This window comes from Gammaproteobacteria bacterium (genome assembly GCA_021648145.1).
GTDB lineage: Bacteria > Pseudomonadota > Gammaproteobacteria > JAADGQ01 > JAADGQ01 > S141-38.
This window is the reverse complement of sequence record JAKITI010000009.1, coordinates 60,658-73,921: the sequence shown is the minus strand read 5'-3', so window position 1 is coordinate 73,921 and position 13,264 is coordinate 60,658. Positions and strand designations below refer to the sequence as shown.

The window sequence follows — 13,264 nt, the reverse complement described above, 5'->3', positions numbered from 1 at the left end:
GAATTGACTTGACAAAACCTATCATAAATAGGTACATTTCGCCGTTTGCACATTTTGCATTGAAAACAGAGTTAAAGAAACTAAATAATTTTAAAGCAGGTAATTTAAATGAAAAGAACTTTTCAACCCAGTGTGATTAAGCGTAAACGTACCCATGGATTTCGTTCGCGCATGAGCACTAAAGCAGGCAGAAAAATTCTTAATGCGCGTCGAGTTAAAGGAAGAGTTCGCTTGAGCGCTTGAGCTTACACAGCTTTACAAGGCAATACAGGTTAACTCGACCTGATGAATTTCAGCGGGTCTTTGACGATGCACGCCGTTATTCAGCCAATGGCCTATTAATTTTGGGGCGAAATAATGAGCTTAGCTACCCTCGTTTAGGGTTTGCAATTTCAAAACGCTCAATTAAATTTGCTTCAAAACGTAATCGTATTAAACGACTTGCACGCGAGAGTTTTCGCCATCATAAGTGCTCATTGGGTGGTATTGATCTTGTTGTTTTAGGTCAAGGTTCACTCGTGACAAAAACCAACGACCAAATTGCAAAAGCTTGTAGCATGCTTTGGCAAAAACTTGTATAAATGAAAAAAACAGTTATATTTTTCATACGTGGTTATCAGAGCTTGATAAGTCCGTTTTTTGGAAAAAATTGTCGTTTTCATCCAAGTTGCTCAAGTTATGCTGAAGAAGCCATTAAGCTCCATGGTGTGCTTGCTGGTGGATGGCTAACGATTTGCCGGTTAGCACGTTGCCACCCATGGCATGATGGCGGAATAGATTTCGTGCCTCAACCTTTAAAAAGACACTCCCACGATGGATAATCTTCGCCCTGTTCTTTATATCTCTTTAGCATTTGTTCTGTTTTTATTATGGGATGCATGGTCTGATCAAAATCAGCCTCCCGCGACAGAAATTTCAGCGACAGCAACAGCCAACAATCAGGCTCTTGATGTGCCTGATGCGCCTATTACTGCTCAAACGTCTGCATCATCAGAGTCATACGATGTCCCTTCAAACAACGGAGTGATTGATGACCAAACTCAGTTTATTACAGTAAAAACAGATGTTTTTGATCTGAAAATAAGCACCACTGGGGGCGATATTCGTGAACTGAATTTATTAAAATACCCCGTTGATTCCAAACAGCCCGAAAATAAGGTTAAATTTTTACAAGATACAGCAAGTAAACGCTTTATTATTCAGTCGGGTTTACTCTCTAAAGGTGCAGCACCTGATCATCATGCTGTTTTTGGGGCTGAAAAAAGTGCATATGAGTTATCTCCTGGCGATGAACAGATAAAGGTGGCTCTTCGTTGGCAAGGTGCTGATGGAGTTGAGGTCTATAAAACATATACATTCCATCGTGATAGTTATGTGATAGATCTGGAACAGACGGTTGTGAATGGTTCTGGAGAGAGTTGGAAAGGTCGCCAATACCGCCAGTTGCAGCGTACAAGCGGTGAAGAGAGTGACTCTTTTTTCATCTATACCTATACTGGTGGTGTTATTTATAGTGACAGCGAAAAGTATGAAAAAATAGATTTTTCCGATATGTCTTCACAAAATTTAAAGCGTGATGTAGCTAACGGCTGGGTTGCAATGATTCAGCATTATTTTGTTGCTGCCATTATTCCTATGAAGGGAAATATGGAGCACTTCTTTTCAAAATCCTTGGGTTACGATCGTTATTTATTAGGGGCTGTGTCACCAGAGCAAGTGATTGTTGCAGGTGATCAAGCAACTTTTAAAACAGAGCTTTTTGTTGGCCCTAAATTACAGGGCAAGATGGAAGAGTTGGCACCTGGTCTGGAATTAACAGTTGATTATGGAATGCTCACAATTTTGGCTAAACCACTTTTTATCCTTCTGGATTTTATTCACCAGTTTGTTGGTAATTGGGGGTGGTCAATTGTTGTCGTTACACTGTTAATCAAGCTGGCATTTTTCCCGCTTTCGGCCAAAAGCTATCGCTCAATGGCGAATATGCGTCGCCTGCAGCCACGTATGGCTACTTTGAAAGAGCGTTATGCGGATGATCGAGCGGGTATGGCAAAAGCAACCATGGAGCTGTATAAAAAAGAAAAAATCAATCCAGTGAGTGGTTGTTTGCCCATGTTGCTACAAATTCCGGTATTTATTGCTCTCTATTGGGTGCTACTGGAAAGTGTTGAGTTGCGACAAGCTGATTTCATGTTGTGGATAACGGATCTGTCTAGCAAAGACCCTTACTTTATACTGCCGCTGTTAATGGGTGCATCAATGTTCGTTCAGCATAAATTGAATCCCGCCCCAACGGATCCAATGCAAGCTAAACTGATGATGATGATGCCTTTTATTTTTACGATTTTCTTTGCATTTTTCCCTGCCGGACTCGTACTGTATTGGGTTACAAATAACCTTATTTCCATTAGTCAGCAGTGGTATATTACTCGCAATATCGAGAATGAAGCTAAGCCTAATAATTCATAGGTAATCTAGGCTGTAAGCAGTTGCTTCACTGTTTTTAAGGTGCGCTAATGTCTCTTGAAATTGACACTATTGCAGCATTAGCAACGCCTCCAGGTCGTGGTGGGGTGGGGATTATTCGTATTTCTGGCAAGCGGGTTATTGATATTGCTCAAGCCGTTTTAGGTTATTTGCCAGAGCCCAGGCATGCAGATTACCGGCCTTTTTATGATCTAAACAAAGAAACGATTGATCAAGGTATTGCACTTTACTTTCCTGCGCCTCACTCTTTTACTGGTGAGGATGTGCTGGAGCTTCAAGCGCATGGCGGGGTTGTTGTGATGGATATGCTGTTGCAGCGCGTGGTTGGGCTGGGTGCGCGTCTTGCAAGGCCTGGCGAATTTTCAGAGCGTGCCTTTTTAAATGATAAATTAGATCTTGTTCAAGCGGAAGCAATTGCAGATCTTATTGCAAGCAGCTCCGTTCAAGCTGCGCGAAATGCACTTCGATCACTTCAAGGCGAATTTTCAGAAGAGGTTAAAGCACTTGTTGAGCGCCTGATTCATTTACGTATTTATGTTGAGTCTGCAATTGATTTTCCAGAAGAAGAGATTGACTTTCTATCGGATGGAAAAATTGAAGGGTTATTGAGTGAAGTCATAAATACATTAGTGAATTTGACCCAATTAGCTAAACAAGGAAGTTTGCTCAGGGAAGGCATGAATGTTGTGATTGCTGGCCATCCTAATACAGGTAAATCAAGTCTGCTTAATCGGCTTGCACGTCGTGACGCGGCAATTGTGACTGATATTCCAGGGACGACACGGGATGTTTTAAAAGAGCAAATTACGATTGAAGGAGTCCCTCTGCATATCACTGATACGGCTGGACTGCGAAAAAGTGATGATCCAGTTGAGCTGTTAGGGATTGCTCGAGCACATGAAGAGATCAAACAGGCAGACTGTATCTTATTCGTCATGGATGATCGAGAAGATTTTTTGCTACAGAAAGAAATTATTGATGCCAATTTTCCAGAAAAAACACCACTTCTTATTGTTAGAAATAAAATTGATCTGACGGGGAAAAAGGCTCGCTTGCATAAAGGTGAGCAGGGGATGGAGCTGCTACTGTCTGTAAAAGAGGGCTATGGTATTGATCTGTTGTGCCAGCATTTATTAGATATAATGGGCTTCCAGAAAAACAGTGAAGGAGTCTTCATGGCTCGAAGGCGTCACCTTGATGCATTAACGAGAGCCCATGAGTGTTTGCAAAGAGGAAAAATACAATTGCTTGAGTTCAAGGCGGGTGAGTTATTAGCTGAAGAGCTGCTGCTGGCTCAAGGTGCTTTAAACGAAATTACAGGTGAATTTAGTTCAAATGATTTGTTGGGAAAAATATTTTCCAGCTTTTGTATTGGAAAATGACGGTTTTTTTGTGATAGTGTTAAAGGTTCTGACAAATGATATTGAGCGGAATGGAAAATGGATGTAATCTAAGCAATGACGATGTCTGAAATCTTCATAAATAATTTTAATAAAATAATTAGAGAGAATGTAATGAAAAAAAAATTTATCCCTATTGTTGGTGGCTTGATTTCTATCGCTATGTTGAGTGCGTGTAGTTCAGTTGGAACAAAAGCATTGACTGCGGCTGATGAAGCAAAAGTAGATGCAGCGGCGGCACAATCAACGGCTAATAAAGCATTGAGCGCAGCTCAAAGTGCACAAAGTAGTGTTGCAGGTGCAAGTGACGCAGCAATGTCAGCCGAAAACAAAGCTCAGCAAGCGCTGAATGCAGCAGAGCAAGCCAAGGCAGAAGCGGCTCGTGCACTAGAAGCGGCTAATTCAGCAATCGACCGTTCGGATCGGATGTTTGAAAAATCAATGAGCAAATAAAGTCGAATAAAGCCTGGTGGCTATGTAAGTTATCAGGCTTTTTCCCCTCTAAATAACTCAGTTACTCTACTGGGAAAGCACCTTTTTATTTTCTGTATGTATTGGTATTGGAATGCCTGATTTCTGTTTAATAATTTGATGAATCATTTCAGGTGAGTTGACTAATAGTGCTAAATTATCAGCACTGAGGGTGGACGGCAGGTTATCGAACAGTGATGGAATATCCCATTCAGCTAGGGTTGGATGCGCTTCTATATATATATTTTCATGATGCTTTCCGACCTTAAAAGGCTGATTGATGACAGTAACGGGTGTTTTTCTCGGAGCCATGTAGATGAATTTGGCAATATCTTCTGGATATAATCGAATACACCCATAACTAACACGCATTCCAATGCCGTGAGGCTTGTTGGTTCCATGAATAAAATAGGCACTACTCCCTAGCTGCATTGCAAATTTGCCAAGAGGGTTTTTATCGCCGGGAGGAACAACACGGGGTAAATCCTGGCCTTCCGCTTTGTATGCTGCTCGAACGTCTGGGGGAACCGTCCATGATGGGTTTTCTATTTTGGCCGTAATTACTGATTGGCCTAACGGCATTAAGTGCCCCTCTTTGCCGATGCTAATTGGATAAGTAATGACCATAGGTTTTTGGCCTTTTTTTGGCTTGGGATAGTAATACAGCCGCATCTCGGGCACGTTAATCACAATACCTTTTCTAGGCGCATTGGGTAATATATATAAAGAAGGTATAACAACAAAAGAGTTTTTATCAGGTTGCCATGGATCAATATCTGGATTGGCCTGGGTAATTTCGACATAACCCACATTATATTGACGTGCGATATCTAGTAACGTGTCCGAATCACTTAATTGAACGGCAATGAGTTGACCAACTACATCATTGTCGGGTGTCGGCAGAAAAAAGGATTCAGCAAAACTTCGAGAAGATAAAAGAAAGAGTAATAGCAGTGTTGGCCAAACTGAAATATTCATATGAACTATATTACCAATGACCTTTTTACTATATATAAAAGAGGTTCCTTAAATAGCTCATTAAACATCTGATCAATAAAAAGGTAAACAGTTATTCGCTTTTTTGTTTGAAAATGATATTTGCATCACTTAAATGACCTTACTTTAGGCCATTATCGGTTACTAAAGAACCTCTGTGTGTAGTAAATGCGACTCTATCCAGTCGACCAATGATTTCCAAGAAATTGGGTAATTCTTCTTTTTGTGTTCCAATTATTCTTTGGCCTTCTAACTTTATAAATACACAGAGGCTCGCCCTAGTCACTCGTTTAGGTGATAAAAACCTTGTAAAACCTGATGCAACGAAAAAGCATCACGATGGCCTGCCAATTCACGAATAGAGTGCATTGCAAATGTTGGTACGCCCACATCCACTGTTTTAACACCAATGCCACTCGCGGTAATCGGGCCAATCGTTGAACCACAGCCCATATCACTCCGCACCACAAAACTCTGAACGGGCACCTGTTGCTGCTCGCAAAGATAACGAAACAGTGCCGCTGTTTCACTGTTGGAAGCATAACGCTGATTTGCATTTACTTTGATGACTGGCCCTTCATTCAGTATCGGCCCATGATTGGCATCATATTTTTCTGCAAAATTAGGGTGCATCGCATGTGCATTATCAACTGAAACCATTACCGAGCGATCCAGCGCTCTCAGCATACACTCTTGAGTATCACAAATACGTGAAAGTACCGACTCCAGAAAAGGCCCTTGCGCTCCACAAGCGGATGCACTGCCAACCTCTTCATGATCACTACACACCATTAAGTTAAAGTGCTGATGGTCAGCCTCTGATTCAATCAAGCTCTTCATCAACGTAAAACAGCTTAATAAGTTATCAAGCCGTGCACTGGCAATAAATTCTTGATGAAACCCGATCAATGCTGGGGGCTGTGTATCATAAAGGCTGATTTCATAATCAAGTACTTTTTCAGCCTCAATGGATGAGTGCTGCTCTAATAATTGCTGAAGCAATAAATCATGGAAGTCAGGTTGATTTCCCTTTTCCGATAGAAATAGCAACGGAGGCAAATCTTTTTGTGGATTGACGGTACGCTCTTTATTTGCATTCCTGTCGAGATGAATCGCCAGGCTGGGAATCATTGCAACGGGATATTTAAAATCAATCAACGCGCTTTCCAGTACACCTTGATCAGTGAGGTAGCTCACTCGCCCAGCCATTGAAAGATCACGATCAAACCACGGGTTTAACAGCACACCACCGTAAACCTCAACACCTAACTGATAATAACCATACTTCACGATTTCAGGCTGCGGTTTAACTTTTAAGCACGGACTATCTGTATGTGCACCCGTCATTCTGAAGCCGGACTCAGCAACATCCCCATACCCCATAGTAAAAGCGATAATAGAAGAGTCATTGCGCGTTACAAAATAACGACTGCCTGGTACAAGCACCCAGTGCTCCGCTTCATTCAACCGTTCAAAGCCGGCTGATAAAAGCGGCTCCGCCATTGCTTCAACCGCATGAAATGGCGTGGGGGATGCGCCTAAGAATTGCAATAACTCCTGATTGAACTGCGTGTTTTTCATTTTTGGACTCTAATCATATAAGTAATCTTTATAAAAACAGCTACGGGTAAACAGGGCGTGTTAGAATTCACAATTTACAAAGCTTCTAAGTATATAGCATAATAACTGCGTTTTTTAGGCTCGACATCAACCCATTAATATTCGTATGAAAACAGGTCACTTTATAATTTTTGTCGTTTTTTGCACCATGATCGCTATGACGCTCATCGGTTGCGGTCAAAAAGGTGATCTTTACTTGCCACTTGAAACGCCAGAGTCGACCTCCAATTAACTAAAAACTTATACTTATGGATCATTTCAACTATCAAAATGGGCAGCTATTTGCTGAAAATGTCGCACTAAAAATAGTTGCCGAAACGTATGGCACGCCTTGCTATGTTTATTCCCGTGCCACACTGGAGCGCCACTGGCATGCATTTAATGATGCATTTAAAGATCACGATCATTTAGTCTGTTATGCCGCTAAAGCCAACTCCAATATTGCTGTGCTTAATCTTTTAGCAAGGCTGGGGTCGGGCTTTGATGTTGTCTCGGGTGGCGAGCTTGCGCGCGTGATACGTGCTGGAGGTGACCCATCCAAAGTTGTTTTTTCCGGCGTGGGCAAACGTTTTGATGAAATTGAGCAAGCACTCAAAGCGGGCATTTACTGCTTTAATGTCGAATCTAGGCAAGAGTTGGAGCGTATTGAGACCATTGCGAGGCAACAGAGTCAGCGCGCACCGGTTTCACTGCGCGTCAATCCCGATGTCGATGCTCGAACCCACCCCTATATTTCAACGGGTCTGAAAGAGAACAAGTTTGGTGTAGATATCAAACAAGCACCTTCACTCTATCGCTATGCCAAGTCACTTTCTCATCTTGATGTGATTGGAATTGACTGCCATATTGGCTCACAGATCATCGATATTGCGCCGTTTATTGACGCTATGAAACGTGTCATCCATCTTGCGGATCAACTCAAAGCCGATGGCATTCAAATTAAGCATCTTGATTTAGGGGGCGGTCTGGGCATTTCCTATCAGAATGAAACACCTCCGCAACCTGCTGAGCTGGCCGCAGCAATAACAAAAGAGATCAGTGGAAAAAACTATAAAATCATTATCGAACCAGGAAGAGCCATTATGGGCAATGCAGGCATACTTCTAACCCAAGTGGAATATATAAAACAGGGTCATAAAAACTTTGCGATTGTTGATGCCGCAATGAATGATTTAATGCGCCCTGCACTCTACAGCGCCTGGCAAGAAATTATTCCCCTACAACAAAAAAATGAGGGGGGAAAAAAGCTTTATGATGTCGTTGGGCCTATTTGTGAAACTGGAGATTTTCTGGGAAAAGAGCGGAAACTTAATATTCAACAAGGTGATCTACTCGCAATTCGCTCTTCCGGTGCTTATGGTTTTACTATGAGTTCAAATTACAATACTCGCACTCGCATTGCCGAAGTGATGGTTGATGGCGAGGCTGTTCATTTAATCCGGCAACGTGAAACGGTTGAATCGCTCTTTGAAAATGAACACCTTTTGCCATAGATTGATCTTGAAAGCTGTGCTGAGATTCACGTCTCAGCACGAACATGTAATCAAGAACAGAACATCGGTGGCAATGCTACATTTCGAGCACGGCCAAAACCAAGCCCTTCAAAATCTATTTCGTCGTACTCATTAGCTGACCCCATAAACTCAAAGTATTCATTTTGCTCCGTCATAACTAATACTTCACAACTATCTTGGGAATAAATCATATCTGCGCACGTCTCTATTTCAAACATTGACCCATCCTGTTATAACAAGGAATACCTGAACCACCTCTCTTTTTACGGCACTTACAGCTATTGCTTTAAGTCGCATGTCACAATTTAGCAACCCCACCTAAAACCCTGCAAGTAAGAAGCACTCAGTAGAAAAAAATGGTGATCCATTTAGCCAAAATCAAGGCATAATTCCGGTCAAACATGTATATTAATACATAGCTATTTTTATGTGACTTTACATACAGAAAGAAAAATAACACTACATTGACCCATCCACGCGATTAACCTATGAAAAAAAAATCACTGTTAAAATCCATTGCCAGTGTTGGCAGCATGACCATGTTGTCGCGTATTCTGGGGTTCGTGCGCGACATCATTATTGCTCGCCTTTTTGGTGCAGGAATTGCCGCTGATGCATTTTTTGTTGCGTTTAAAATTCCCAATTTTATGCGAAGGTTGTTTGCTGAAGGTGCATTTTCACTGGCATTTGTACCCGTATTAAGTGAATACAAAACACAACGTGAACATGAGGATGTGCAACAGCTAGTCAATCATGTCTGCGGTGTATTAGGTGGCGTGCTGTTTTTTATCACACTCATCGGTGTGATCGCTGCACCTGTATTGGTGATGATCTTTGCCCCTGGCTTTCTTGATGAGCCTGACCGATACAGCCTCACCACTGATATGTTACGCATCACATTTCCTTATATATTTTTTATTTCTCTCGTTGCATTCGCCGGAGGAATATTAAACAGCTACGGCCAGTTTGCCGCTCCTGCATTTACACCGGTATTTTTGAATTTATCACTTATTGCTTGTGCAATATGGCTTGCGCCACTGCTTGATCAGCCGGTAATGGCGCTGGCATGGGGGGTATTTTTTGGTGGTGTGATTCAGCTGCTGTTTCAACTTCCTTTTTTATATCGCCTACGCCTGTTGCCTCGCCCTCGCTACAAAAAAAATGATGAAGGTGTCGGGCGAATCATGAAACTGATGATTCCAGCTCTTTTTGGATCATCAGTGGCACAAATCAATTTATTACTCGACACACTCATCGCCTCTTTTTTAGTTGCAGGAAGCGTCAGTTGGCTCTATTTTTCTGATCGTCTGGTTGAGTTTCCATTAGGTCTTCTGGGCATTGCGGTCGCGACAGTCATTCTACCCAGCTTGTCTACCAAGCATGCTGAAAAATCTGCACAAGATTTTTCTCATACACTGGATTGGGCATTACGGTTAGTGGTGATACTCAGTGTGCCTGCCGCTGCAGCTTTAGCGATTCTTGCAGGGCCAATGCTCGCGACACTTTTTCAATATGGTGAGTTCAGTGGTTATGATGTCAGAATGGCTCGTGAGAGCTTGATGGCTTACTCTTTAGGCTTAGTCAGCTTTATCACTATCAAGGTGCTGGCGACCGGATTTTATGCGCGGCAAAATACAACAACTCCAGTCAAAATAGGCATCATTGCCATGGTGGCTAATATGGCAATGAATCTCGCACTGGTATTACCGTTAGCGCATGCGGGTCTGGCGCTTGCCACATCACTCTCTGCGCTTTTGAACGCTGTTTTACTTTATCGTGCCTTGCGTAAAGAGGGCGTATATCAGCCTGAATCGGGCTGGGCGATTTTGATCCTAAAAATTATGGTCGCTACAACGGCCATGGTCACTGTTATTTGGTGGGGAGCGGGCGAACTCAGCCAGTGGCTTGAATGGAGCTGGTATGAACGTGCAGTGCAGCTATTTTTATGGGTTACAGTCGGTGCGATTGTTTATTTTATCGCATTATTGCTCATGGGCATCCATCCAAAACAGCTATTGAAACAGAAAGATTAATATCAAAACAGCTCTTCTTCCACAACAGGCTGTCCGTCTTCGCCGCCTGTCATAATCACGGCATCGCTTTGAATTTTCTGCTGCGGTACATTTTCTTCTCTGAATGTTTCAATGATAGCGTCCGCTTGGTCGACACTGGCTAACATGCCTGTTTCAGGGGAAATTTTTACAGAGACTAAACCTTCTGGCTGTATGAGCTCATGCTCAGGAACACCTTTTAGTGCATCCCGCATATAACTGACCCACATAGGTAGTGCTGCTTTACCACCACTCTCTTGTGCACCTAATGTTGCGACCTGATCAAACCCGACCCAAGCGACCGTCACAACACTGGAGTTAAACCCGGCAAACCAAGCATCAAATTGATCATTCGTAGTTCCGGTTTTACCCGCCAGATCATTACGTCCCAAAGCCATGGCACGTTGCCCCGTGCCTCGTTTAATCACATCACGCATCATGCTGGTGATTAACCAGATATTTTGCTTTGAAACAACTTGCTCCGCTGGTATAGGTGCACCATCACCTGCGTCTATTTCGGGCGAACGAGCAATCACCCCATATGCTTCAGATCGTGGGGAGGTTTTTACTATTTCATCACGCCTGAAATTATTATTAATGTCTACAACTTCAGGGCTAGAAGATGCTTCACATTCACGACAAACAGTAACAGGCTGCGCCTGCTCCATGATTTCACCATTCGCACCCACAATACGCTCAACGAAATAAGGCTCCACCCGATAGCCGCCGTTGGCCAGCACAGTATAGGCGTTCGCCAACTCCAATGGTGTGACAGCAGCACTGCCAAGGGCAAGTGATAAATTACGGGGTAACCGGGCTTTATCAAAGCCAAACTGTGCAACATATTGCGTTGTGTAACCGATGCCAATACTGCGTAACAGTCGAATAGAGACCAGATTACGTGATTTTGTCAGCGCTTCACGCAAACGGGTCGGACCATAAAACCTGCCACTATAATTCTCGGGTCGCCATACACTTTCCAGCTTTGAGTCTTCAAACACAACCGGTGCATCATTGACCAACGAAGCTGCTGTAAAGCCTTTATCCAATGCCGCTGAATAAATAAATGGTTTGAAACTGGAGCCCGCTTGACGCTGTGCTTGAGTCACTCGATTAAATTTACTTCTCGCAAAGTGAAAGCCACCCACCAAGCTGATAATACGCCCATTTTCTGGATCCAGAGAAACCAGAGCGCCGTTAATGGTCGGTATCTGGGTTAAGTGCCACGGAACCTCTTCACTACTTCCTTTTTGTAGCCAAATAATATCTCCAACACCCAAAATATCACTTGCGACCTTAGGCGCTGAGCCTCGGTAGTCCACATCAATATAAGGTCGTGCCCACGATAGGCCATCCCATGAAACGAGCGTCGTTTCACCAGAGGGCAACTGGGCAACGACCGATTTTTTTCCAATTTCAACCACTAAAGCGGGTGTTAGCTGGCCAAATGAGCGATATTTTTTAAGCGCAGATTGCCAGGCAGATGGATCATCGACATCAATTCGCTCTTCTGCGCCCCGATAGCCATGACGACGATCATACTCCAGCAGTGCTTGGCGTAACGCTTTATTTGCAGATTGTTGTAGACGGCTGTCCAGTGTTGTAAATACTTTGTAACCATGGGTGTAAGCTTCCTGTCCAAAGCGGTCAACCATATATGATCGTGCCATCTCAGCCACATAAGGCGCTTCAAGATCCGTTGAAAACCCATGGTTTTTTGCATCATCCACTTCATTTTTAGCCTGCTGATACGTTTCTTGGTCGATATGGCCCAGTGCCACCATGCGTTTAAGTACATAGTTGCGGCGCACTAATGCTCGTGGTGGATTTATAATAGGGTTCATTGTTGACGGCGCTTTGGGCAAACCTGCCAGCATGGCCATTTGGGCAATCGTCAACTGATCCAGTGGTACGCCATAATAGGTCTGCGATGCAGAAGCAATGCCATAAGCTCGGTTACCAAAATAAATTTTATTAAAATAGAGCTCGAGAATCTCCTCTTTACTCAATTCACGCTCAATTTTGAGTGAAAGCAGAATTTCATTGAGTTTACGCAAGTAAGTTTTTTCAGGGCTCAGGAAGAAATTACGTGCCACCTGCATCGTGATAGTACTTCCGCCTTGCGCCTTTTCACCCGTCGTCATCAATATAAATGCAGCACGTAAAATTCCTTGATAATCAACCCCAGGGTGCTCAAAAAACCGATCATCTTCTGCAGATAGAACAGCCTTTACCATCATATTGGGCAGCTCAGGATAACGAACGGGAATACGCTTCTTTTCACCGAATTCGCCTATTAACTTGCTATCTTGAGTATAAATTCTCAGTGGCACTTGTAATTGCGTTTCTTTTAAATGATCTGTCGTAGGAAGTTTTGGTGTTAGATAGAGATAAGTTCCGAGTACCACAGCCATCACGACCAGAGCTGTGCTAGCAAACAGCGCCAAAACAACGCGGAAAATACGAGACTTTTTCTTCATAGTTCAGATAATAAGTTCTAAAGTAACACGGTCAAAATGGCGAAGTATAACTCAATTACATTGGTGCCATGGCAGGAACAGAGTCACATTGATACATATTATTGATTCAAAGTTAAGTTTTTGTAACTAAATAGATCGCGCAATACATAATGTCTAGCCGCGAGCATATGAAAAAAGATGTGGAATAGACCCAAATTAACCTCTAATCTTCTTTTTAGGATATTGATAATTTAGTATAACTAACG

At 42.8% G+C, this 13,264-nt stretch carries 13 protein-coding genes; 9 read left to right on the top strand and 4 right to left on the bottom strand.

Annotation, left to right across the window (positions count from 1 at the left end):
• The first annotated feature begins 108 nt into the window (after positions 1-108).
• The 6 genes from rpmH to L3J70_07395 all read left to right on the top strand — a co-directional run bounded on the left by rpmH (position 109) and on the right by L3J70_07395 (position 4,340).
• Entirely contained in the window at positions 109-243 is a 135-nt protein-coding gene (gene rpmH / locus L3J70_07420; GenBank protein MCF6236187.1) for a 50S ribosomal protein L34, read from the top strand.
• Entirely contained in the window at positions 240-581 is a 342-nt protein-coding gene (rnpA, locus tag L3J70_07415; GenBank protein ID MCF6236186.1) for a ribonuclease P protein component, read from the top strand. The genes rpmH and rnpA overlap by 4 nt, the downstream gene beginning before the upstream one ends.
• A complete protein-coding gene (gene yidD / locus L3J70_07410; GenBank protein MCF6236185.1) occupies positions 582-821 on the top strand; it encodes a membrane protein insertion efficiency factor YidD in 240 nt (79 codons plus the stop codon).
• Entirely contained in the window at positions 814-2,469 is a 1,656-nt protein-coding gene (yidC, locus tag L3J70_07405; GenBank protein ID MCF6236184.1) for a membrane protein insertase YidC, read from the top strand. The genes yidD and yidC overlap by 8 nt, the downstream gene beginning before the upstream one ends.
• Positions 2,470-2,516: 47 nt before the next feature.
• Positions 2,517-3,869, top strand: a complete 1,353-nt coding sequence (gene mnmE, locus L3J70_07400) for a tRNA uridine-5-carboxymethylaminomethyl(34) synthesis GTPase MnmE (protein ID MCF6236183.1) — start codon at positions 2,517-2,519, stop codon at positions 3,867-3,869.
• Positions 3,870-4,001: 132 nt separating this feature from the next.
• On the top strand, positions 4,002-4,340 hold the full coding sequence (locus tag L3J70_07395; GenBank protein MCF6236182.1) for an alanine-zipper protein: 339 nt from the start codon (positions 4,002-4,004) through the stop codon (positions 4,338-4,340).
• Between the two features lie 66 nt (positions 4,341-4,406).
• On the opposite strand, the gene L3J70_07390 is transcribed toward L3J70_07395, so the two are convergent.
• Positions 4,407-5,336 (bottom strand): L,D-transpeptidase family protein, encoded by a 930-nt coding sequence (locus tag L3J70_07390; protein MCF6236181.1) that lies wholly within the window; start codon positions 5,334-5,336, stop codon positions 4,407-4,409.
• Positions 5,337-5,636: 300 nt separating this feature from the next.
• The gene (locus L3J70_07385; GenBank protein MCF6236180.1) at positions 5,637-6,935 is read right to left on the bottom strand and encodes a M18 family aminopeptidase; all 1,299 of its coding nucleotides are present in this window, start codon (positions 6,933-6,935) and stop codon (positions 5,637-5,639) included.
• A gap of 196 nt (positions 6,936-7,131) precedes the next feature.
• On the opposite strand from L3J70_07385, the gene L3J70_07380 reads away from it, so the two are divergent.
• Both L3J70_07380 and lysA read left to right on the top strand, forming a co-directional pair.
• Complete coding sequence (locus L3J70_07380) at positions 7,132-7,206, top strand: lipoprotein (protein MCF6236179.1); 75 nt, start codon at positions 7,132-7,134, stop codon at positions 7,204-7,206.
• Positions 7,207-7,222: 16 nt separating this feature from the next.
• Positions 7,223-8,467: a diaminopimelate decarboxylase gene (lysA, locus tag L3J70_07375; GenBank protein ID MCF6236178.1), complete on the top strand. Its 1,245-nt coding sequence runs from the start codon at positions 7,223-7,225 to the stop codon at positions 8,465-8,467.
• Positions 8,468-8,517: 50 nt separating this feature from the next.
• Here lysA and L3J70_07370 read toward each other — a convergent pair whose 3' ends face one another.
• Positions 8,518-8,706, bottom strand: a complete 189-nt coding sequence (locus tag L3J70_07370) for a hypothetical protein (GenBank protein ID MCF6236177.1) — start codon at positions 8,704-8,706, stop codon at positions 8,518-8,520.
• 270 nt (positions 8,707-8,976) lie between these two features.
• Here L3J70_07370 and murJ point away from each other — a divergent pair, with 270 nt between their 5' ends.
• Positions 8,977-10,521, top strand: a complete 1,545-nt coding sequence (murJ, locus tag L3J70_07365) for a murein biosynthesis integral membrane protein MurJ (GenBank protein ID MCF6236176.1) — start codon at positions 8,977-8,979, stop codon at positions 10,519-10,521.
• Positions 10,522-10,523: 2 nt separating this feature from the next.
• Here the strand turns inward: murJ and L3J70_07360 are convergent, their stop codons facing one another.
• Positions 10,524-13,019 carry a penicillin-binding protein 1A gene (locus L3J70_07360; protein ID MCF6236175.1) on the bottom strand — a complete coding sequence of 832 codons (2,496 nt, stop codon included), beginning with the start codon at positions 13,017-13,019 and terminating at the stop codon, positions 10,524-10,526.
• Positions 13,020-13,264: the final 245 nt, after the last annotated feature.

What these genes read in the sequence shown, in the direction of transcription:
- L3J70_07370 (MCF6236177.1), bottom strand. Translation starts at nt 8,706, where the DNA reads ATGTTTGAAATAGAGACGTGCGCAGATATGATTTATTCCCAAGATAGT.
- L3J70_07360 (MCF6236175.1), bottom strand. Translation starts at nt 13,019, where the DNA reads ATGAAGAAAAAGTCTCGTATTTTCCGCGTTGTTTTGGCGCTGTTTGCT.
- L3J70_07390 (MCF6236181.1), bottom strand. Translation starts at nt 5,336, where the DNA reads ATGAATATTTCAGTTTGGCCAACACTGCTATTACTCTTTCTTTTATCT.
- L3J70_07385 (MCF6236180.1), bottom strand. Translation starts at nt 6,935, where the DNA reads ATGAAAAACACGCAGTTCAATCAGGAGTTATTGCAATTCTTAGGCGCA.
- L3J70_07395 (MCF6236182.1), top strand. Translation starts at nt 4,002, where the DNA reads ATGAAAAAAAAATTTATCCCTATTGTTGGTGGCTTGATTTCTATCGCT.
- lysA (MCF6236178.1), top strand. Translation starts at nt 7,223, where the DNA reads ATGGATCATTTCAACTATCAAAATGGGCAGCTATTTGCTGAAAATGTC.
- yidC (MCF6236184.1), top strand. Translation starts at nt 814, where the DNA reads ATGGATAATCTTCGCCCTGTTCTTTATATCTCTTTAGCATTTGTTCTG.
- mnmE (MCF6236183.1), top strand. Translation starts at nt 2,517, where the DNA reads ATGTCTCTTGAAATTGACACTATTGCAGCATTAGCAACGCCTCCAGGT.
- murJ (MCF6236176.1), top strand. Translation starts at nt 8,977, where the DNA reads ATGAAAAAAAAATCACTGTTAAAATCCATTGCCAGTGTTGGCAGCATG.
- yidD (MCF6236185.1), top strand. Translation starts at nt 582, where the DNA reads ATGAAAAAAACAGTTATATTTTTCATACGTGGTTATCAGAGCTTGATA.
- rpmH (MCF6236187.1), top strand. Translation starts at nt 109, where the DNA reads ATGAAAAGAACTTTTCAACCCAGTGTGATTAAGCGTAAACGTACCCAT.